Source organism: Paenibacillus marchantiae, assembly GCF_028771845.1.
Lineage (GTDB): Bacteria > Bacillota > Bacilli > Paenibacillales > Paenibacillaceae > Paenibacillus > Paenibacillus marchantiae.
Map to the genome: position 1 here is coordinate 2,697,600 of NZ_CP118270.1, position 21,458 is coordinate 2,719,057.

A 21,458-nucleotide genomic window follows, 5' to 3' on the forward strand; every position below is an offset into this window, starting at 1 on the left:
CGAAGTTGATAAATCATAACATTTTACATCAATGGAGGGATATGGTATGGAAGCTCAGGTATACTTATTAAGGAATGTTGATGAAGAAGGGAAAGAAATAGTCACTTTCAGTAAGACTCCTCAAGCACTTAAAATGTATAAAGAGAGATATATACATAACGTTGAGTATGTTGTTTACACCATAAAGAATGGAAATGAAGATTACTTAGTTAAGAAAGTAGGAATACCTCATGAAATGCTATTAAATATTGATCAACTCTCAGATCTTGTTGCTGATATGTTTTATGAGCAAATTGATTCCCAGCAAGGATATGATAATTATGATGTAGCTCAACTTTATAGTATTGGAGTAATAGATGTATTTGATAAGGCACTATGAAGTTTCTAGAAATGGGGTGTAGGTTTGACCACAAACTTATCGATAAAGGCGAAGAGAGATGGAAGTATTGAATTATTGGATTTATTTGATGCACTTTCATTGGAACAGATATGCAGAGTCCCTGCCCTTTTGAAAGAAAACCCATTATTTGGTGATAAGAAAAAGGATGCTTTATTGATCAAGGAAATAAATGAGCTGATTTATAACAAGAAACTGGACGCGCAGTTCTCAGTGGCGAAAAACAGCTCTTTGGAGTTCAAAATAATGCTCGCTGATGTGATTGAAAAGCTAATTCATTATGAGAATAGGTGAAGTTTTTTGGTATGAATTGAGGAGGTAATATTTTGTTGTTAGAATGTCCTGATTGTGAGTCGAATGAAGTGGAGTATGCAGGTTATGAAGTGCTGCAAGAACAGAACGGAGATATTGTAGATGTAATTGATCTGGTAATCTGTAAGAGGTGTAAGGTGACATTCCCATCGTACAATTTGAGAGAAAACTGAGGTGATAGATTTGAAGTACTATCCAATGCCTGACCATATAAGAAAACAGTGTAATCAACACTTTTCATACACTGTTATCGTGAACTTGTTTACCAGTAGAGATGAGATAAAGGATTACATAAATAAGAATGTTAAGATCGATAGTGATGAGAAACTAAGTGAAGATGAATTAATCCGACGAGCAGCGGATGTCGTGGATGGATTAGTGGAGACAAACGCGGAGTTTAAGGACTATGATTCAGTGCAAGTTTCGGGATTTACTATTGCAAATGCATATAATAAAGAACTTTGAGTCTGTGGTGTGATGCTGATGAGAACATAGCTCATTTCAAAAAAAAGAGACAGTCTCTTCTTCACTGTCTCTAAAAATTCTTTTTTAAGTTTTTTATATCTGAGAAGGTTCTCTGTTAGTCGATAAATCCAATGAGTATACAGTTATCTTTGCCTTAATTCCAAAGAAAAAATTTGGCGACCCACTAAATTCAATTGAAATTGCTGAATCATCAAGTAACATAATTACGTTAGTAGAATTAAGCTTGGCTGCGAAATAATTTTCGCTAGTTTTAACCCAATTATATATTGCTAGATTGGGAAGGGAGTTGTCGGTAGATCTTGTGAAAGCATCTTGCTGACCTGTTTCCATTGAACTTTTACACGCTTTATTAGGTATAGTGATGGTTGTAGTATTTTTATCGGCCTCAACTTGTTTGGCCTTACTTAACAAAGTGTTTACGTCATTAGTAAGATTTAATGACTTACTCATTGAAAAGAACACACTAGAGGCGTTTATACTCTCATTAAAAGTTCGTGCAGAAGTTACTTTGATTTCTTCAGCTTGTTTAAGCTTATCATTAGAATAAATGAGATTGCTACAGGAATATTCGGTGGAATCTGGGTTTTCCTTTAATCCAATATACAAAATCAATGGGATTAGGATTAAAGAGACAATTCCAGCCAGTGCATAAGATATGTACTTCAATTTATTCGTTTCATATAAATTCATGTAACACCTCCTTGAGTTGTATAAATTTGTACGTATGAGTGCAGAAAAAGATGCATTATTCATATATCTTTTATAACAACGTACCGCATATATCCAATAAAACAGGAATAATGTTACAATAATTTCGGCTTAAAACTAGGTTTATTTCATAAAGAATAGGAGAATTTAGGGTGAGAGAACGAACCAAATCAATTTTTAATCATGGTGAAGATAATGAGATTGTCGTTGAGGGGAATTCCGAAATCTTTGGAGGTGTCGATCTACAAGTAAGTGCTATTACAGCTATGCTGGAGAATCTTGATTTTAAATTTGCCAATGATCACTTGGGGAATGATTATGCAGATAAAGCATTTACGAAGATTCTTGATTCAATGGGGAGAGCACTAAAAGCAGAAACAGAAGAGTATCCTGATGGTATGTCTAATATTGAATTTATTCAATACTATCTTAAGTTTATGCTGGAAGAAGACAATTAAATAACTCAAAATAACTATTTTACAAGGAGATGAAGTATGGACCTCTATAAATTCAGTATTGAAAAGATTGAAGATGTTGTAAATCCATATGGAGGCACAGTTCAACAGTTTACAGTGAACTGTACTCTGTTGTTTGCTGAACCTGTTATGAATGTGAAAGTAAAAGTAAATAGAATTGATAGCTCAATGGCTGTTATACTCAATGAATATTTAGTAATGCTAAAAGGGATTCGTGAGATGAAGTCAACTGTAAGATTGAGTATGGTTTCAGATATTAAGAAATTTGTTAAAGAGTTTGAGTAAAATGACTGTTTCAAATAGAATCTACAACACAAGGAGTGGTTCAGATGATCAAAGAAAACTACGCAAAAAATCTTAATGATGATGAAAGAAATGTTATATGGAGACAATTAAATCAACAAGGTGAAATCGAATATGTCTTTAATTACACAGAGAAGCTTGCTGATTCATTAAGCGATCCATCTAAAACTAGAAGTGTTAATAGAGAGGATCGACTTAATCTTGAAGAGTGGTACGCCAAAATGGAGTTGGCTTTGAAGAAAATGAAGGATAATAATAATTATTCTCTTGAAGTAAAAGCTCAATATCTGGATCGTTATAATAAGTGCATAGAGCTTGCTGGACACATTAATCAAAGGTCAATCTCAGACTGATCTTTGATTAATAAAATGGCTATTTCAAAAGGAAAGGGAGGTTGCTGCTTATGAATCGAATTTGCTTCCCTGAGAAACGCGTTTACATCATGCGAGACCACAATTGGGCATATTATGCTTGGGACATTGCAAAAAGTCTAAAGTATATCAACAAAGAATCCTCATTAATCCACGTCGATGCACATTTAGACGATTTATTTGATCAACTTGAAATTGTTGACAACGGTTGGGATACGGTAGACTCACTACAAGATTCTCATGACTATGCTTCAAAGACTGCTATTGATGAATTTCTAGCTCCTGCTTTTGCTAAGGGATTATTCAATAATATAATTTTCCTTTCAAATGAGAATGTTCCAGATGCTTTCCATGAGGGGAATCAAACCATAATGGGGAGAGAATACAGAGGTGCTCAGTTCACAAGTTTTAGTGCCTTTAAGAGTCAAATTGAATCAGGAAAGTTAAATAGTTTACTGAAAGGCAGAACAAAAGTTCTTGACCTTGATTTAGACTACTTCAATCTGGGAACACATATGTATTCTGGACAGATTTTGAAAAGTGATAACGAAATCGTGGAGATATTAACTTATCTAAAGAATTATCCTTGGGATTTTATAACAGTGGCACAATCTCCAGAATTTTGTGGAGATGATGATGCAGCAAAACATATTTATAATTTGTTTTGTTCGGTGTTTGATTTGAATATTGAGGATGCGACCTATTGGTAGATGAAAGATGTGTTTCACAAGGAAGGTGGTGCGACCATGACAAAGAAGATCAACCTCTATGTAGATGACCTCAGAGACTGTCCAGAAGGCTTTGTAGTCGCTCGTACATACTATGAAGCAATACATATTCTTGAGCACAGAAACGTTGGTATACTTACATTAGACCATGATCTGGGTTAGGATGTGTTTGGTAATGAAATGCCCAATGGATATGACTTAGTGAAGTACTTCTGTGAGCATGGGCTGAAGGCTGTCAAGGTCTATTTACATACAGACAATCCAGTGGGACGCACAAACATGTATGAGACACTGCTAGCTGCTCAACGTAGAGGGTTTATAGATGAAGATATAGAAATATATCATTATCCTATAACGGAGAATAAGTATTCTGGAATTTGAAATGACTTTTATTACGGAGGGGCAATAAATGTTACAAAAACAACTTACTTTGATGAATATTGATACAAGAGAACAATGGGAGGAATGGGCTCAATATAGAAATACTATTGGGGAAGTGATTAAAAAATGTATTGAGCGCTATGGAGTCAATAATGGGAATCTTCTTCTGCTTGGAGTGGGTAATGGTAACGACATCCCGGTGGAACTATTAGAATCCAAATTTAATAATATAACAATTGTTGATCTTGACGATGGTGCACTTGAAAGATTTTTGGCTAGGGTTAGTGATAAGAAGAAATTTAACAAAGTAATAATTGATTTATCTGGCATAAGCAATCAAATAAAAAATGCAAAAGAACTACTAAATCGTGCAACTAGCATTCAACCTGTTATTGACCTTTCAAAACTTGATAAGACTTATGATTTAGTAGTGAATTGTTGCTTTTCAACACAATTATTAACAAGTCATTTTTATGGAACAAATGAATTTCAAACACAGAGTTTGTCTCCTAAAGTTGGGCAAAAGTTAAATGAGTTATCTAATCGAATCCATAGTAGTTTGTTTTCAGGGTTAAAGAGTAAACTTGTTTCTAATGGCGTTATTATACACATGACCGATACCTTTGAACTTAAACATAATAAAATCACTGGTGAGTATAGCCCAGCCATGCTTCCTGTGAGTAAAATTATTAAGGGCGACTGGAGAAATATTCATCTAGTACTAAATCATTTGCAGCAGCTTTCTAGGGATGGATTATACATACTAGGCAGTGCTCTGCCTCCTGAGCTCAATGATATGTTTGCAACTAGAACACTCTTTAGTCTACTGTGGGAATTCTTACATGATGATGAAGAAGACAGAAATTACATTGTCATAGTGTATGTATTTCAAAATCAATGATGAGATGCAAGTTTCACATAAAAAATTGAGTGAGGGTGGTCAAGATTGATAAGGTAGCTGATTTTTTTACAGAAGTTGATGTTATAACAGGTTTTGGCGGTGTAATCCTGGGTTTTTTGTTAACTGAGGTTATCGGTTTTTTTCGGAGAAAAAGTGAAAGCAAAACTAGATTTATTGAGTCTAACTACATATATAGACAACAAGCATACTCTGATTCTATATTGCACTCATTAAATTCAGAAAATATTTTGCAAGTTTTATTGTTTCAGATGGAGATGAATTCTCCGAAAGAAGAGAATATGAGGAGTTTGGTCCCCTAACAACGTACGATGAATTTAGAACTAAATATCAAGAGGTTGAACTCTGGCTTCCTGAAAATATACGATTTGCAGTTGAAAATGTTCTTCAGCAATCAATGGTGCAATGTAATATTGGTTTGAATATAGCTTTAAATCGAATAAAGCTTCAAGAAAATCCTAATGATGAAATCTACGACTATTCTGATGATGTGAAGATAACTTGTGAGAAAATAGTTGCTGATATTGAAGTTATTTATGAATTAATTATTGCAGCTACGGGGATGAAGCAGTTAAGTGACTATCACTCTAAAAAAATATCCAAGTGAAATGTAGATTACACAGATAAAACCCACCATTTAAATGGCGGGTTTTTTATTTTGTTCACCTTGCAACAGAACATCATTACAAACTCTGAACGGCTGGCGCAGAACCACACAAAATAGAACAAAATGGAGCACGTTACTATATGTATCTGAAGTTCGACCAATTTTCATTGAGATCTGAAAATGAACGTGTAACTATTAAGGAGCAAAGACAGGCTGCTAGTCAACGATTTAAGAAGATGCACAGAAATAAAGTACATAAAAAAACCGAGAAGGTTTCTCGGTTAAGTTCGCAGATATGGAGGAAGCCTCAAACAATTTAACATATTTCTGATATGATACCGATTGTTCCATCCTTGCTCATATGTATAAGCGATATCATATTTCACAAAATAATCTGGGTGTTCACTCTGCAATTCAAGATATCTTTTTCCAATATCGTAAGATGTATGTACATGATTAATTACGAAATCTTTATCGCTATCTAGCGAACAAAATAAAATAAGGCCTGGGGCATTTCTGATTTTAGTAATATCATATTTCCAAGAAAGTCTTCTTAATACTGAGAAAGCATAACCAAATAATAGTTCGTTACGTTTGTTCCAATATTTCCGAACTGCAAGCTTAGACATATAGACACCTCCTTAATTGTGCAGATGATGATACACCGAAAGTCAGTAAAAGTCAATATGAAATGAGAATGATCATTTAGAACTAAGCTGCCGACTAACTAAAAAAAAGCGGAGATTATCCGCTCAGAGAAATTATTTGAAGAATAAGACCATAGCTTTGTAACTATTTGATTTAAATTTACCAGTACCATCTTCTAAGAATATGAAATGATTGCTGTTCAGATGTTCGGGAGTAATTGAGATGCTATCAAATACATCTGGTGGAACAGTAATCACGAGAATTTGAAAGTTGTTAATTGTTATGACTACAGGTGGCAATAAAACCATCTCCTCTATCAACTAATTAATGTTGTTAACTATATAAGGAGTATATACACGTTAAATGAAAGTTATACCAAATGCTAAAATTTCATAGTTTTATACAATCGTGATTTGATTAAGAGAGGAGGTACAATGTGGCTATTATTCAAACCTTAAATCAAGAAGGTTTACAATTAAACTCATACTAGTAATGGGGATCAGGGTAGGCTGTATTGGAATCACGACACCATTGTGAGAACATTGGATAAAGCAGAAAAGGATGAATTCTACTTACATATACAAGGTTGCATAGGAAAAGCCGTGATTGATTTCTCTCTTGCCGATGCCATAGTTTTAAGAGACACGCTGGATCACATGATTAAAAACTAAGCAAATAAGATCACAATACTAATTAGATAGAAGGAGACATACTTATGGTCGTATTCTAGGATAGTCAGTGTGCGATGATTGGAGCAGTTTGTGATTTTTGTATCCATTATAAAAATGATTATACAAATTCCAAGTTTCAAGGCAAGGCTTATGCAAGGTAAAGGGAGTTAGAGTTTGAGGCACATTTTTCGTGTGACGATGATTTTCACTGTTTTCAAGCCAAGTCGGATAAATGAGAGTAAAGAATGTGAGAAAAGCAATTATCAGAGGATACATCATTTTTGATGAAGAAGAGTTGCAACACAAAGAGAAAATAATTGGTCAGATTGATCATGAACTGTATAATGTGGACGGCGTTCTCGAATGGGAGTTTGATTATAAAATAAATTAAGAAATTGAATATATACGAGAAGATTAAGTCTTGATGAGTCGCAATTTTATTAAAAAAGCAGCCCAGAGGGCCACCATTTTAAAGGATGTCGTGTTTCAATTCTGTATGACAATGAATAAAATTCCGAGGAAGTTTAAAACCATGTGGTACTCTAGCAAAGAAAAATATTAGATAGTCAACCTCTGTATCTGTTAATTCGTGATTTACTTCTTTAAATATAGTGAACATGAACTTGCTAAATCTTTCGTTTGATGTGGACTTCGGAAAAGCATACATATCATAAGAAGTCTCGTGCCAATTTTGTATTATTTCATCGTCATTACCAAATGATCTAAGGTGTAGTGCTGTGGCAAGAGAATCTGTTAATATGGTATTCCCATTTACTTTATGTATAGCGTTGACCACTTTAGTTGGAACCACAATAGCCGTATTCTTGTCAGGATTAGTAAAATAGGTTGTGCCACTGGAACGGTCAACTTCAGAAGCATTTTTGAATTTGAAAGGTTTAAAAGGAACTGTCATCAACATCGCCACCTTTAGTAAGATTCAGTATGTATTTTATAAACTTCAACGTATAAAGACAAGCAAGATTAGTAGAAAAGAGGGTTTTTATCAATATACTTAGGAAGTATGTTAGAATAATGTAAAAAATAGGTTGTGAAAAAAATGGAAATTTTTAGCCTTGATCACTTGTTAATAAATATCAAAACTCTCTTAAGTTATAGTACGTCTTCTGAAAAGAGCAAACAAAAATTCTATTTAGACTTGGTTAAGAATGGGCAATGTTATGTGGTTGCAGAAGTTAATGGATCATTAACATTCACTCCAAGTAGATTTGCAGGCTATATCGACAACAATTTTGAAGAACATGACGGAGATCGCGGTCATGGTGGAAGAACAAATACTGCAATTAAAAAGATACTTGGTAATGAATATTACATAGAAGAAGTTGAAAACGAATTTTTAGAATTTTGTAACAAGTTAAATGTTAAGCCAGCTAAAAAGAAACGCAGGTACTGGGAAACTCGATTCCAAATATCGAATAGGGAAATAGAAGTACAAAAGTTAGTAACACAAAGAGATACATTAACTACATCAAGGCTAGGACAAGGATCATTCAGAGCTGCTCTTATTGAATATTGGCAAGGCTGTTCAGTAACTGGCTCTCAGAGACTTGACTTACTTAAAGCATCTCACATAAAACCTTGGAAAGACAGTACGGATAATGAAAGATTGGATGTGTTTAATGGGTTACTGTTAACTCCAAATTTAGATGCTTTATTTGATAAAGGTTATATATCATTTGATAAAAATGGAGAGATTATACTCTCGAAATATTTAACAGATGAGGATATTGCTAATATGGTGGTCAGTAGTTGCCTTATAAGAAAGCCACATCAAAGACATCAGAAATATCTAAGATATCATAGAACGCATATATTTAATAAAATGTAAATTTTTTGTAAGTTGGGAGTGCAAAGCATGGCACGTGAATAAATGTGAAATAATGCATAAATAAGTCAACATTTCAAATAATCCTGTTACTATACGATTGAACTTTTGGAAAACGCTGAAATCCCTTGTCCTACCTACATTTTTTGATATTCCAATCGTAAAATTACAAAATTTTCTAATGTGTTGAAATCGTTGCTACGACTAGCTTTTTAGGGTGTTGTTGGTCATTTCACGATTGCGCTTACGATATAGGATAAATTGACCTCATAAAGAAGCTAAAACGTTGATTTAACTGCATAAATGGATAGTTGTTGTATCGTACACGATTGGAATCATGATCTATGTGATTGTAATTTGTCGATTCAGTCAGAATCCGGTTACAGAGACGAATTTTTAAGACAGGCTCACACTGTCCAAAGGGACTTCGTAATTGTCCGATATTGTTCCAGTACCACATTGGTACGTGCCTACGATTGAAAAGCTGTGGCTAAAAGTATACTTTTTGAAAGACTCTTTCGGTGTATGTCAAAAGTAGTTTTGGTATGTTTCAAATACTGTAAAATTATATATAAAACATTTCAAAACTTATTATATACTTTTTGACACACTTTTTGGTATAATATCCTTAACGACATAGTAAAGGATGATTAGTATGAGCGAGATTCGGAAGTATGGATACATAAGAGTTTCATCTAAAGATCAGAACGAAGCGAGACAGTTAGAAGCAATGAAGGACTTAGGTATAATGGATCGTGATTTCTTTATAGACAAACAGAGTGGTAAAAACTTTGACAGGCCATATTATCAAGCTTTGAAGAATGTGCTTCGTAAAGGTGATATTCTCTTTGTTAAAGAACTGGATCGTTTGGGACGGAATGCAGAAGAGATAAAGAATGAATGGCAGGATCTAAGCCAAAACATAGGTGCACACATTGTGATTCTGGATATGGAAATGCTCGATACGAGGAAGTACCAGAATGGACTAGAGAAGGTTATATCAAGCATCGTATTAGAGTTGTTGTCATATATGGCAGAGCGCGAACGGGAAAAGATAAACGGTAGACAGGCTGAGGGAATAGCGGCTGCTAAGAATAACAATGTAGTGTTTGGTAGACCTAAGCAAGCAATCAACGATGAGTTTAAGCAAGCATACACAGAATGGAAACAAGGAAGGATTACAGCAGTTGCCGCAATGAGAAGGGCAGACATGAAGCCTAACAGTTGGTATCGCAGAGTAAAGGAATATGAACAACAAGAAGCTAAAGCAAATGGCCTAAGCTAAATGATTGTTCTGGAATTAATCCTGAGTTTGATCAAGTTTATGATTGGTGAATAAATAGAAGAGGACTCATTTCGAGTCCTTTTTTTGTTCATTTGATTTCTTTAGTTCTGACAGTATCTGTTTGTTAACTTTAACCTGTTCCTGATCAATCTTTATTTGAATCTGTTTCAACTCAAGATCATCTCGTTGATATTGTTCTTCAACTATATTGTGTCGCTTAGTTTCCTCGACTAAATCATCAGTTGGATCTGGAAGTAAAATTTGAGGACCATATATACCAACTAACGTAATGATGAGATGGATTAGTATTTTTAAGCCAGTAATAGTAAGTTTACTCTTACTTAGATCAATTTTTGCACCAACATGAGATGATAATACCTCTTCAATGCTTTCCATATAAGGTTGGAAGTTAGCTTTGGTTTCAGGATCACTCTCTATTTCCTGTTCGATATCATTAATGTTAGAAGAAATATCTTCAGGTACAGTATCAACAAATGATTGCCAAGAATGCGTATCCATATTTGAAAAAGCTTCAATCATTGCCCTATATGATGGTGAGTCATAGTACACCTGCATTGTATTTACCAAAGCATTGCCGACCTTCTTCAACTCATTCATTGTGTTCAAGAAAGAAGGCGAAGACGTCACCTTAGAAAGCTCCACTAATGATTTATAAAGTGGCTCATATCTTGACACATCAAATTGAGCGGATGCTACTAATAAAGAATTTGATAATCTTTCATAGGCTTTCATACGAGGAGATTCATTAAGTGTCTTTGCAACCTTTGAGATTGCATTTATTTGTTCGTCACGTAGGACAGACATGCTTTTACTAAGTTCTTTTAATTTCTCATAATCACTATTCGTCATGTAACACCTCCCTAAAGTATTTGTACACTACAGTATAACACACGCTTAAAGAAATAAGATTAGCCGATACAATGTCTGATAACGGATGGAAATAGGAAAATGTACATAAGGGGGTGTATTTACACCTAAAAATGAGTGAGAATTTCCATAATATCCTACAGCACATCTATCTACACCGTAAACTTGGATTCAGTGACGATACATACTGACACGCCACCCTGATCATAGGACTAGTATGGGGGGGATATTTTAAATCCAAAAAGGTGACTATTTTACAGAATATGCCCCTAGCACATCTGCTTCGACACGAGAGTTGTATTTGAATCAGGGAAATTCTATTGGATAAAACCGACACCATAACGCCATCCCATCTACACAAAATAGCCCTCCATAGGTAGGAGGGGATTACAAAATCCCTCTCAAGAGGGTTAAAGAGGGGTGTTTTTCAATTTTTCAACATATACATGTTTTCTTCGAGTACCTGTTTACAGTATGTTGGACTAATTCCGTACTCCTTATAAATCTTAGTGAAGGCTAGTCCATCCTCATAGTGTAATTTATATATCCACTCAAAGTCACGAGCACGTCTTTTTATTCCTCTTTCTTTAGTTGTAAGCAAAAGGGCTCCTTTAGCGTTGAACATTTGCTTAATTGTCCACCAATCAGTTTCGGTTGTTTCTGCAATTTGTTCAAAACTAAGTAAGTCTTCGTTGTACATTTTTAGCATCCGAGGGTAAAGTTGCTCGATATTTTCCCATTTAGGAGCTGAGGGTTCAACTACCCACTTTAGTTTATCGAAGTTGACTGAATCAGAGGCATAGATAGCACTTCTAATTAATTGATTCTCAGCGATGAATTTGTAGAATATCTCAATACGTTTATCATCATGTAAGACTATTTTATTGACAAGGATACCAACGATTTTCCTCATGTCTTTCATTTGCAATTCGTTATTGATAATTTTTTGATATTTCTCCAGCAAAGGGAATCCTAATTGCATATAATTATGTTCCCTGTTCAGATCAAGATTTTCGTTTAATGCGGATAGTTCCTGTTTTAATTGCTCAAGATTACTCTCAATTAATTGCAATTTGCTCGATAACTCCTCTTTGGTTTTAATAAACCCATTAGCATACAGGTCAATATATCTTTCTTTGGACCTTTCTTTTCCCGTAATTTCTTTAGTAATAGAGTTTCTTCTTATTTCCATCTCATCAATTTTACTCTTATCTGATAATCGTTCTAATAATTTATCAGGATTAATGATGAACTTAGATAGTTCATTCCATACAATAGAGTCAATAATATCTGTACGCCAATTATGACCGAGACACACCTTGTTTGATTCCCCAGTTCCAACAGTAAATGACTTTCTTGTTTTTTGAGTGCAAGTATAATATCTATGAGTTCCACTCTGTGTAACACTCGCCACTCCACCAGAGACAGCAGCTCCGCATCTGCCACATCTTACTACTCCCTTCAGCAGATAACCTTCTGAAGGTCTGCCTCCTTGTTTAATATTACCCTCCAGACATTTTTTTACCTTTTCGTAAGTTAATTCATCTATGTACATTGGAATAGTGATAGCCTTCCATTCATCTCTAGGTCTTGGTACTTGGACTTTCTCCCCATTTATTTGTTTAACCTCAGTTTTACCGTAGTAGTATATACCTTTATACGTCTCATTATTTAATATTCTACTTATGGTTGCTTCGTACCATTTGTCTCCCTTTGGAGCACAATAATTATTTATTGATAGGTGCCTTGCTATCCCGGAACATGTTTCACCGCTCAGAATCATTTTTACCATAGTAAGATATCCTTCTTTTTCTTTGGGGTTCTCCACTAAAGTTTGTAGTTCTTTATCATAAGTATATCCGTATAACCGATTCATTCCTGGTATTTTGTTGTTTGCTACCATTGCCCTTCTACCACGTTTTGTATTGGCTAGGATTTTTGCTTTGTTATATTGAGCTATCGAGCCCTGGATGTTGAAATTGAGCATTGATTCGGCGTTGTTCTTATCTAAATCAAACTCTACAAAGTGTATATCACAACCAAGTTCCCATATCTTATGTGTAATCTGTTGTTGCAAATGTAGGTGTCTGCTCAATCTGTCTGGGTGAAGGAATATTACTTTGCTACCAATACCTTTACTTAGCAAGAAGATAATATAGTTAAGCATTGGACGATTAGGATTATCCCCTGATTCTGCTTCTTCTCTTAGTACGATGATTTCATCTTCAGTTATGTTAAATTTGTCTTTTGCTTCTTTGACACATATCTCAATTTGTGAACCGAGAGAATAATTATCGACTTGAATTTCACTGGATACACGAACATAAACGATAGCCCTAATCTTACCGATCAAGGTTACAAGCTCTTCCCTGGTTAGTTTTTCATTGTCTCTGAGTACTTTCATCAAAAAATCAATCCTCCATATTTACTTTAAATTCTATTTGGTTATGAATGGAGTAGTTTAGAAGAATGGATTCCATCCAATTTAGAATTTGCGCTTCCATAATTTCTTCTGGGACTGCAACATCTTCGTCTGGGTAACGAGAAATAATCTGATAATCATACTTTTTTTTGTATTTCATAATGACCACCTTAATAAGCTCAATTACTACTTGATTTTATTATCTCCTCCAAAAATACATTCTATTCTTTTGAATGAATTGAAAGAGTGAGGGAAGTAGAAGACAAGCATAAAGAATTTGACAATAGATTCTAGCGAACATTATTTCGTTTTATTTGGGCATATTGGAGAAATGGTTGCTAAAAGATATGTAGATTCTAAAAGAAGAGTTACTTCATACGAATAACCTGTCATCTATCCTACCCATATTCTTCATACTATAATGTGGATATACCAAAGAGGAGGGGATATAATGACTGTTGCAGTAGATGAGCAGCAACAACTTAAAGCACTTATTAGACAGTACATAGACGAAGAAAGAAATGTTGAAAAGCTGGTTGATTACTTATCCAGGCATGAGGTAGTTGGATTAGAGGTATTTGCATACTTAGGATTTGATAAAATGGATGGACATTTATTTCAGTCAGTTGCAAAAGATGTATTTATTAGAAGGATTCCATTTTATTTTCATCATTCGCAAGGAAATTTAGACAACCTAGGCACTTTGTATAACTTTGTAATTCGTATAATTGAATATTCCCGTATTAGTTATGAAGAGGAATTAGAACGTTTCTACATTGCACTTGAACAGCTTTATCACGACTATAGAATTGATACAGTTACTATCTTCAACTACACTATTAGGCAAACTGGATATGTGGGCGAATTTGAATCTATTTACACTTGGTTGCATTACCTTGAATTGGCTCGGAAACTTGGTGTAGAAGAAAAAACTCCAAAGCATCTTATCGTGGACTATAACATAGTCAGAGAGAGGGCTGGACTTAAGCCGATTATATATGAGATTCGTGATATGTATGTCGGAGACTACATTGAAAGAAACGGAAACATCTTAAAGATGGAAGGTATATTTCCATGTGATCGCAATAATCAACCTATACTGAAATGGATTGGTTTGAGGATTAAAAATGCAAAAAGGATTTGGGTTGATGTTAATGATAGGCTTAAAGGGTTTCTGTATGTAGAAATAACGCCTAAAACAAAAGTGTGGGGGCTTAATGCGTATGGGGAAGCTGAAGATGGTTCAGACGTTTGGTATGACCTATATACAGGCCCATTGTTAATGGAGTTTGATTATACAGTAATTAAAGATAAACGTGTAGCGATAAAGATGACCCAGAAACAACTTGCTGAAGCAATTGGGGCCTCAGATCGAACTCTTCAAAAATGGGAACGTGGAGAAACAACACCTGATGGTCATTTTCTGCTTAGACTGATGAATGTGTTGGATATCAAGGAATTGAGTGAGATTACTAAGATACAGGATGTAAATGATATATGAAATTTACCTAGCCAATTAAAACAAGTCCCCTTCCAGTGTGGAGGGGGATAGTTTACGTTCGATTATGTATTTTGAGTCTTCTCATATGCTACCTTGATAATTTGGAACAAGAATAAAGAGAGGATACTTCATAAGAGATATCCTCTGCACCTATAATTATATTAAAATTGTCGAGCACTGATACTCATATCAATTTTATGGCCTGTTGAACTGTAGATATAAAGTTTGACTTTTGTTGTGCCTATGACAGCTAATCTTGTTGTTTTTTGAGTCCCTTTCTCGATTGAAATGTCAATTGGGGAAAGATTGCCCACAGTAAGTTTGGCATAAATAGTATCGGTACTATTGTTCTGAATCCAAATATTGGCATCTTCTCCATTATCAGGATTCAATGTGAATGTTCTCTCATATGCATTGTAACTACTGTAAGTATCTGGTTTGATAATTTGTAACTCAAAAGGAGTAATAATCGGATCATCAGGGTTCTCCACAGTGATTGGAGGGTTAGTATAAGTATCCTTTACTCTATCTTCTAATGCACCAGCACTAGCTGAATTCGCAGATAGTAATACAGACAAAGCTACACCAACACCTAAAATTTTATTGAATGACAATGTAATTCCTCCTCTATGGCTAGTAGTATGTAATCGTGTTTCAATTACTTACATAATAATATTACCAAAACATGGAACAGTATATAGTTCTAAAGTATAAATGTTAATTACTAACATATAAAACAAAAATGTATTATTTAATAGATGGTCCTAAAGTCAAAATGTTATAATTTAAGTGAATATTATAAGTATTTTAACATATTTTGATGAAATTGATATATTAATATAACCTACGAATTTTGGAGATAAATATTTTTCAATAGTGCTTTCGACATATAATTACCTGATTATACCATAAAAATTAAATTCAAGTACTAAGGAGTCTGCGTAAATTCAAATGACATTCACAACGGATTTTGTTGTGGATGAAGGTGAGCGACAGCCATGGAGTGAATCGGAATGGATCTCTCCACGCCTATTCTATTGTAAAATACACAACTGGATAACTTGGATTGCCATTCTCATTGTAATGTAAGGGGATATCTCGCTCTTCCATCAACTTGTTATTGAGTTTCTGTTTACTTAACCCATGATTGATCATCAGTCCACCAATGATTTTTTTGAGTTGTCTACGTTTTAGTTCATACAGCCACTTTAACTTATCTTCTTCTGTAACAATGGAATCCTTAATTCGTTTATCTCGTTTTCTCATTTCTGCTTCAACATCTTCAATTTCTAAGTATGTATTTTCTATGATTCTATGTTCAGTTACCCATCCGTACTCTGTAATGTAGTTCAGGCAAGTCTTTTCTAATTGTTCGCATACGTGCTCATTTAATCTAGATAATTGTTCATTCTTCCTCATGGGAAATATGCGGTTTGCTTCTTCTTCTCCCAACGTTTTTAAAACCATCTGTCGATCAAAGTTGCCTACCGTCATACCCAAGTCCTTAAATTGCTTGGCTAACATTTCAACTTCGTGCATATGTGTGGCTGCCATAGATGGAATTGTCCAAAACGTAATCATGTTCTGATAATGCTTTTTCTGTGCTTCTAATTTGGCTCTATTCACATATTCAAACGGCAAACGTTCTATGTCGATCCGATTTAGTAACTGTAAGTAAACCAACAATGACAATATAGTTCTGATTCGGCGCTCCTTGCTATTCTTAAAACGATCAAAGTCACACCATCTATCCAAACGTTTCATTATGTAGTTTATTGAAGCAAAAAATACAGCTTCTTCAGTATCCTCGATGTGAATGAGCGTTGAAATATTCTCTAGTGCAATCAAGTGAATCTCTCTTAACACTGAATAGTATAGTGGCGTTCGAAGTAGTGAATTCAAATTGGGATATGCTTCTTTTATGAATTCCTCATCGTTAAGCAACTCTAGATTCTGCTGGATTAAGTTCTCCATTTCAACATGCCACTCTGATTTCTGAATTGTGATGTTAAAGCATTCCATCAGGTATCGGAGTGATTTGGGCTTGTTTAGTTTGGTCAACCATTCTGTTACTTCAATAATAGTACCTGTGAATGGATGAGAACTACTCCAACACTTATACCACCAGTAACCTGTTTTGGGATCTTGGTATATATTAGCTGATGGTGATGACTCATTGTGGAATATGTCATGGAACTGTTTACTTGCTATTCCTATATACTCATGTAGATTAATCTTCTTTAGATAATCATAAACTTCCTTACGTGATGATACAGTTATAGGCTTGTAAGTAGTTTTCATTCTTTCTATTATATTTACATTTAAACTCTGTATCATATCTATATTGTTTATGTACGTATTTACTATCTCTGATGTAGTAAGGGGGGATACTGTGACCTCAATTATATCTATATTATTACTATAGTAATTGGGGCTATAATATCCCCCCTCTATAACTAAGTCATGGTTAATCTGAAGCCTATTTTCATAATCGAATACATGAAGGTCAGTCCCACCAAAGAATAGCCGTTCAACTTGGAAGGTTGACTCATCAGCATACGGATACTCTTTAAATAATTGATCAGTATGAACGTTCAATAAGTTAATGTCTGTAAATGGCTCATTGAATGCGAAGACTACTCTAAACTTAGGCCAATCATCTGTATGACTAAACGTTTTGTACATGAACATGGCTGATGCTTTAAACTCTTCCTGTGCTTCTTCCCATGTGATACGTACATCCATAACCTTTTGCTTGAGTGTCCTATCGTAATATCCATTGTCAAAATCCATACAGATAACTTGCTGAGAAGTCCAACAATCTTTGGTGCGTCTTAATGATCCATCTACTTTTGTAGTTATGTAGGCTGGAACGAATGTCTTACCTTGGGTGATGCCATGTGCCAGTTGTTCAGGCTCAATGTCTACAGGATTTCGAAGCAGTTCATTGTTAATTCGTTGCACGTGAGTTGTTGGTTTTAAATTGTATTTCGTTTGGTCAAGTAACAGTTTGATACTGATATCCTCCTTTTCCTTTTAAGAGTTAATATATGTACAATAACTAAAATGTATCATGATTATATTGCTTTGGCAAGTGTATTTTGAAAAATGGGGGTCAAGATATTTCAACCTCCCTGGATGTAGATGAATGGCATGACGAATACATGCTCATTGCTGAAAACACGGAACGCAGGGGGAAGCCGAGTCTGATCCAGCTAAGAAGGGGAAACAGGCGACTTTTTTGAAGGATTATTGAAAGGCTGGACATGGAGGTATAAGCAACACGACCAATGGCCGCCTTGAAGGAAACTGCCGAATCAATTGGAGAAAGTGAACTAAATATCAATGAGATCTCAGACTGACATAGTTATGGGACACTTTACACCTCCATTGGGAGTTGTATTCCAATTTCCTAATAATAAATCAAGGATTTGAGGAAGAGAATCGAATCTGAGGTGTCACTATAGTAGAAGAGAAAATTTTTAAAAATAAATATACGTATTTATGTTTACAAAAATAAAACAGTCTGCATATAATGGATACATGAGGTTAACGAATTCCAAGGCACACTCTTGGAGCCTATGAATACAGATGAACGGGAGGGATGAGATACGTGGAAGGTTAGATATGCGTGGTACAGGTTGATGCAACGGCTAGGCTGGAAGTGATCCAAGGAGACCAGCAAGGGCAACAAGGATGAAGAAGAGAGAATAAGGTTGACTTAGTTTATCTAGGAGAATATTTATAGACGAAAATAATACATAGTGAAGAGGGATATGTGAATATGAGTAAGTTTGATATTGTTTTTAAGTTAAAAGATGGTTATGAGTTTAGATTGGATAAATTGGACAGGGACATTCTAATGCTTGAAGAGATGAAACCTGTCTTGACACAATGGTGGTCAAATTTTGTGAATGGCTTGACAGCGAATCGCCCAATTAATGTTAAGGATGGAAATAAACGTCAATACAAATATGAAAATTTAGCATCCATCACAATTAATTTTGTAGAGGAGGGCAAGTAAATGAGTTTGGCAATTAGCGCTAGTTATGAGCATGAACATTATATTGCTGTAGATACTGCGGTATCTTTTAATCGAAAAGGAATTAGTTATAGAAATACAGACCCTAGAGAATATGACAAACTACATGTATTAGACGGAGAGGGGTACTTTTTCTCAGGAGATTCGATCTTATGTGTCAATACTTATGCTCGTTTTAAAAATCAGCCAGACAGAAGTTTCAAAAAGTTGTTATCTATCGCAAAGGAGACATACTCTAAATTGGCTGATGAAGGAGATAAACTTGCCTTTGCTAAATATGGATTCGATAATGATTGCCGTGCCACCTTTGAATGTATGGATAGTAGCAACTGGGATACAGGAAGGAATATATTCTATTACGGGAACCCCAAAATCAGTTACATAACTTATGGAGCTCAGATGCAAAAAGCAATGAATGAGCTTGACAAGTATAAGAGTGGAGATCCTTCAATCCCTTCATTTTATCTACCTATTTATGAAGCTGTTGCTAATGAAGGCGTTGGTGGATCAATCATCTTCTATCATCTAACACCTGAAAAATGGGAAATGTCTTCTGAAATTACTTTGAACGAACCTACTGATATTAAGAAAGCATCATTTTCGGATATTCAATTAAAGAAGCAGCATACTTTTGTTGGATCAGGAGCAGACGCTTTTCCAGAGGTCACTTTGGGGGAGGGCGATGGAAATGGATTCGGAAAGGCAAAAATCTCTAAGCCGAATGGTTCATTAGATGTTGTGTATACTGCAAGCAACTTTGGACGTGAAAGAAGTGTGAGGTTCAAAGACAATGGAATCACATTAATTTCTGACAATGGCTCTTTTACGGCAGAAAGTAAAGACTTCAAATTCATTGCTACAGAAAGTGGTTCATATCAGTTAGGATTGTCCAATGGCTCAACTTTTGAATTGACAACATCAGGTCTTGGGATCGACATTCAAGGCGACATCAATATTAAGGCCACAGGAAACATTAAAATGAACGGTGCGCGCATCGATCTAAACTAATTAAATAAACATATAGAGGAGAATATACATATGGATAAACGATTTGAACTAGAGAAAAAACTGATGGAAGAATTGATTGAAACGAGAGAGTTGTACGAAACGACTATGACTGAGTGTGATATTTTGATGAATTTTGTCATGCACAACGATTTAACAAAGGCTTTGGACTCTTACATTTATGGACAATTAAAGAACTGCAATGATGAATACATTATTGATCGCTACCTACAGCTGGTTACAAATCCTCAAGAGGAGTTTGTCAATGAAGAAACAAGTGTGGAATCGTCAGAAACTCAGCCATTCTTTTTCATTAATGGGCAGGCAGTCGATTTCTCTAAAATTTTAGTAGGGAATTCTAAGTAAAACTGGAATTTTAACCGATAATTCTATGGTATAGTCTCTGTATTGGCTATACCATACTTAAATCGGAGGTGCACAATATGAAAAAGATGTTTACTAAGTTACCCACATTCCTACTCGGAGCCGTGGTTGGTATTACATTAACAACAGGTACAGCAGTAGGGGCAACTACATACCTTAAAGCAACTCAAAGTAATGTGAAGATTGTAGTAGATGGTACTCAGGCAAAGTTGTCTGACTCTCCATTGAACGTGAATGGAAGATTGTATTTGCCTGTAAGAGACACAGCGAACGCAATGGGTTACTCTGTTGAATCTGTAACCAGCACTCAGGTTTCTTTAGAAAAAGGATCAACGACAAACAGTACAACAAATACTGGTTCTACAGGTAGTCAATCTGGATCGGCAATTGTGCCTAGTCAAAGCTCGGACAATAATACAAGTACAACTACAAGCAAAAAGGTGAAAAATTTGAGAGAAACTTATTCGACAGATGAAAAATTGGATGCGGAGAAGATTCGTACAGCTTTGAATAATGGTACACTTGATGTGAATGCTCAAGATTCAACTAATGGTGGAAATACTCTCCTGATGTACGTAATTGAGGAGGATAATTTCGAGGCATATAAAGCGATTAATCGTAATGCACTTGATGTTAATGTTCAACGTGATGACGGCAAAACAGCGTTAATGCTGTCTGTGATTGAGAATAGTTCGTTTTATTTTGGAGAGGTAATCAATAAGAAGCCAGATACAAAATTGAAAGACAATAGTAAAAAAACGGCTTTGGACTATGCTGAAAATAATTCTTCGCTACGGGTTGACTTAAACGCATATATGCTCTTCAACAAGTAATCAATGTGTAACAAATCACAAACGAGCGTCTAGACTATATCTAGGCGCTTTTTCTTTTACCAACTATGTGCAGAAAATAGGACACTTTTAATGCCTATTAACAATGTTGAACCGAAAGCTATAATATATAAAAATTAATATGTAATATAATTTATATAAAAATGTATATTATTGAAATTAATTCTATTAATGTGTAGTATTTTAAATACCAATTGCTCTCAAATAATATAAACATTTAGGAGGAACTA

At 34.9% G+C, this 21,458-nt stretch carries 28 protein-coding genes and 1 pseudogene; 21 read left to right on the forward strand and 8 right to left on the reverse strand.

Annotated elements, in window-relative coordinates:
- The first annotated feature begins 46 nt into the window (after window positions 1-46).
- From PTQ21_RS12225 to PTQ21_RS12240, 4 genes are read left to right on the forward strand one after another with little or no spacing between them, the layout of a single operon-like run.
- On the forward strand, window positions 47-379 hold the full coding sequence (locus tag PTQ21_RS12225; RefSeq protein WP_274570023.1) for a hypothetical protein: 333 nt from the start codon (window positions 47-49) through the stop codon (window positions 377-379).
- Window positions 380-403: 24 nt separating this feature from the next.
- Window positions 404-691, forward strand: a complete 288-nt coding sequence (locus PTQ21_RS12230) for a hypothetical protein (protein ID WP_274570024.1) — start codon at window positions 404-406, stop codon at window positions 689-691.
- 32 nt (window positions 692-723) lie between these two features.
- Window positions 724-882, forward strand: a complete 159-nt coding sequence (locus PTQ21_RS12235; RefSeq protein WP_176854809.1) for a hypothetical protein — start codon at window positions 724-726, stop codon at window positions 880-882.
- A 1-nt stretch (window position 883) separates the two neighbouring features.
- The gene (locus PTQ21_RS12240) at window positions 884-1,174 is read left to right on the forward strand and encodes a hypothetical protein (RefSeq protein ID WP_274570025.1); all 291 of its coding nucleotides are present in this window, start codon (window positions 884-886) and stop codon (window positions 1,172-1,174) included.
- 93 nt (window positions 1,175-1,267) lie between these two features.
- Here PTQ21_RS12240 and PTQ21_RS12245 read toward each other — a convergent pair whose 3' ends face one another.
- Complete coding sequence (locus PTQ21_RS12245; protein WP_274570026.1) at window positions 1,268-1,885, reverse strand: hypothetical protein; 618 nt, start codon at window positions 1,883-1,885, stop codon at window positions 1,268-1,270.
- Between the two features lie 170 nt (window positions 1,886-2,055).
- On the opposite strand from PTQ21_RS12245, the gene PTQ21_RS12250 reads away from it, so the two are divergent.
- The 8 genes and pseudogenes from PTQ21_RS12250 (at window position 2,056) to PTQ21_RS12285 (ending at window position 5,688) form a co-directional block, all read left to right on the forward strand.
- Window positions 2,056-2,361 (forward strand): hypothetical protein, encoded by a 306-nt coding sequence (locus tag PTQ21_RS12250; protein WP_274570027.1) that lies wholly within the window; start codon window positions 2,056-2,058, stop codon window positions 2,359-2,361.
- Window positions 2,362-2,397: 36 nt separating this feature from the next.
- Window positions 2,398-2,664, forward strand: a complete 267-nt coding sequence (locus tag PTQ21_RS12255; RefSeq protein WP_274570028.1) for a hypothetical protein — start codon at window positions 2,398-2,400, stop codon at window positions 2,662-2,664.
- Between the two features lie 44 nt (window positions 2,665-2,708).
- Entirely contained in the window at window positions 2,709-3,035 is a 327-nt protein-coding gene (locus tag PTQ21_RS12260; RefSeq protein ID WP_274570029.1) for a hypothetical protein, read from the forward strand.
- Window positions 3,036-3,085: 50 nt separating this feature from the next.
- Window positions 3,086-3,763 (forward strand): peptide arginase family protein, encoded by a 678-nt coding sequence (locus tag PTQ21_RS12265; protein ID WP_274570030.1) that lies wholly within the window; start codon window positions 3,086-3,088, stop codon window positions 3,761-3,763.
- Window positions 3,764-3,799: 36 nt separating this feature from the next.
- A pseudogene (locus tag PTQ21_RS12270) lies at window positions 3,800-4,162 on the forward strand (cyclic-phosphate processing receiver domain-containing protein).
- Between the two features lie 28 nt (window positions 4,163-4,190).
- Window positions 4,191-5,063: a hypothetical protein gene (locus tag PTQ21_RS12275; protein ID WP_274570031.1), complete on the forward strand. Its 873-nt coding sequence runs from the start codon at window positions 4,191-4,193 to the stop codon at window positions 5,061-5,063.
- A 35-nt stretch (window positions 5,064-5,098) separates the two neighbouring features.
- A complete protein-coding gene (locus tag PTQ21_RS12280; RefSeq protein ID WP_274570032.1) occupies window positions 5,099-5,383 on the forward strand; it encodes a hypothetical protein in 285 nt (94 codons plus the stop codon).
- A 116-nt stretch (window positions 5,384-5,499) separates the two neighbouring features.
- Window positions 5,500-5,688, forward strand: a complete 189-nt coding sequence (locus tag PTQ21_RS12285; protein ID WP_274570033.1) for a hypothetical protein — start codon at window positions 5,500-5,502, stop codon at window positions 5,686-5,688.
- A gap of 281 nt (window positions 5,689-5,969) precedes the next feature.
- Here PTQ21_RS12285 and PTQ21_RS12290 read toward each other — a convergent pair whose 3' ends face one another.
- Window positions 5,970-6,317, reverse strand: coding sequence for a hypothetical protein (locus PTQ21_RS12290; RefSeq protein WP_274570034.1), 348 nt, complete (start codon window positions 6,315-6,317; stop codon window positions 5,970-5,972).
- A gap of 552 nt (window positions 6,318-6,869) precedes the next feature.
- Between PTQ21_RS12290 and PTQ21_RS12295 the strand changes: the two genes are divergently transcribed.
- Complete coding sequence (locus PTQ21_RS12295) at window positions 6,870-7,007, forward strand: hypothetical protein (RefSeq protein WP_274570035.1); 138 nt, start codon at window positions 6,870-6,872, stop codon at window positions 7,005-7,007.
- Between the two features lie 247 nt (window positions 7,008-7,254).
- Entirely contained in the window at window positions 7,255-7,398 is a 144-nt protein-coding gene (locus PTQ21_RS12300) for a hypothetical protein (protein ID WP_274570036.1), read from the forward strand.
- Window positions 7,399-7,476: 78 nt separating this feature from the next.
- Here the strand turns inward: PTQ21_RS12300 and PTQ21_RS12305 are convergent, their stop codons facing one another.
- A complete protein-coding gene (locus tag PTQ21_RS12305; protein WP_274570037.1) occupies window positions 7,477-7,920 on the reverse strand; it encodes a hypothetical protein in 444 nt (147 codons plus the stop codon).
- A gap of 144 nt (window positions 7,921-8,064) precedes the next feature.
- On the opposite strand from PTQ21_RS12305, the gene PTQ21_RS12310 reads away from it, so the two are divergent.
- On the forward strand, window positions 8,065-8,853 hold the full coding sequence (locus PTQ21_RS12310; protein WP_274570487.1) for an HNH endonuclease: 789 nt from the start codon (window positions 8,065-8,067) through the stop codon (window positions 8,851-8,853).
- A 652-nt stretch (window positions 8,854-9,505) separates the two neighbouring features.
- Window positions 9,506-10,135: a recombinase family protein gene (locus tag PTQ21_RS12315; RefSeq protein ID WP_274570038.1), complete on the forward strand. Its 630-nt coding sequence runs from the start codon at window positions 9,506-9,508 to the stop codon at window positions 10,133-10,135.
- Window positions 10,136-10,201: 66 nt separating this feature from the next.
- Here the strand turns inward: PTQ21_RS12315 and PTQ21_RS12320 are convergent, their stop codons facing one another.
- The 3 genes from PTQ21_RS12320 to PTQ21_RS12330 form a co-directional block, all read right to left on the reverse strand.
- The gene (locus tag PTQ21_RS12320; protein ID WP_274570039.1) at window positions 10,202-11,005 is read right to left on the reverse strand and encodes a hypothetical protein; all 804 of its coding nucleotides are present in this window, start codon (window positions 11,003-11,005) and stop codon (window positions 10,202-10,204) included.
- 445 nt (window positions 11,006-11,450) lie between these two features.
- Window positions 11,451-13,427, reverse strand: coding sequence for a recombinase family protein (locus tag PTQ21_RS12325; protein ID WP_274570488.1), 1,977 nt, complete (start codon window positions 13,425-13,427; stop codon window positions 11,451-11,453).
- A 7-nt stretch (window positions 13,428-13,434) separates the two neighbouring features.
- Window positions 13,435-13,605 (reverse strand): hypothetical protein, encoded by a 171-nt coding sequence (locus PTQ21_RS12330; RefSeq protein WP_274570040.1) that lies wholly within the window; start codon window positions 13,603-13,605, stop codon window positions 13,435-13,437.
- A gap of 291 nt (window positions 13,606-13,896) precedes the next feature.
- On the opposite strand from PTQ21_RS12330, the gene PTQ21_RS12335 reads away from it, so the two are divergent.
- Entirely contained in the window at window positions 13,897-14,946 is a 1,050-nt protein-coding gene (locus PTQ21_RS12335; RefSeq protein WP_274570041.1) for a helix-turn-helix domain-containing protein, read from the forward strand.
- 161 nt (window positions 14,947-15,107) lie between these two features.
- Here the strand turns inward: PTQ21_RS12335 and PTQ21_RS12340 are convergent, their stop codons facing one another.
- Both PTQ21_RS12340 and PTQ21_RS12345 read right to left on the reverse strand, forming a co-directional pair.
- Window positions 15,108-15,560 (reverse strand): hypothetical protein, encoded by a 453-nt coding sequence (locus PTQ21_RS12340; RefSeq protein ID WP_274570042.1) that lies wholly within the window; start codon window positions 15,558-15,560, stop codon window positions 15,108-15,110.
- A gap of 415 nt (window positions 15,561-15,975) precedes the next feature.
- Window positions 15,976-17,910, reverse strand: a complete 1,935-nt coding sequence (locus tag PTQ21_RS12345; RefSeq protein WP_274570043.1) for a hypothetical protein — start codon at window positions 17,908-17,910, stop codon at window positions 15,976-15,978.
- 820 nt (window positions 17,911-18,730) lie between these two features.
- Between PTQ21_RS12345 and PTQ21_RS12350 the strand changes: the two genes are divergently transcribed.
- The 4 genes from PTQ21_RS12350 to PTQ21_RS12365 all read left to right on the forward strand — a co-directional run bounded on the left by PTQ21_RS12350 (window position 18,731) and on the right by PTQ21_RS12365 (window position 21,210).
- Window positions 18,731-18,970 (forward strand): hypothetical protein, encoded by a 240-nt coding sequence (locus PTQ21_RS12350; RefSeq protein WP_274570044.1) that lies wholly within the window; start codon window positions 18,731-18,733, stop codon window positions 18,968-18,970.
- A complete protein-coding gene (locus PTQ21_RS12355) occupies window positions 18,971-19,996 on the forward strand; it encodes a hypothetical protein (protein ID WP_274570045.1) in 1,026 nt (341 codons plus the stop codon). It abuts the gene before it with no gap.
- Between the two features lie 30 nt (window positions 19,997-20,026).
- Window positions 20,027-20,359: a hypothetical protein gene (locus PTQ21_RS12360; protein ID WP_274570046.1), complete on the forward strand. Its 333-nt coding sequence runs from the start codon at window positions 20,027-20,029 to the stop codon at window positions 20,357-20,359.
- A gap of 77 nt (window positions 20,360-20,436) precedes the next feature.
- Window positions 20,437-21,210, forward strand: coding sequence for a stalk domain-containing protein (locus tag PTQ21_RS12365; RefSeq protein ID WP_274570047.1), 774 nt, complete (start codon window positions 20,437-20,439; stop codon window positions 21,208-21,210).
- The last annotated feature ends 248 nt before the right edge of the window (window positions 21,211-21,458 follow it).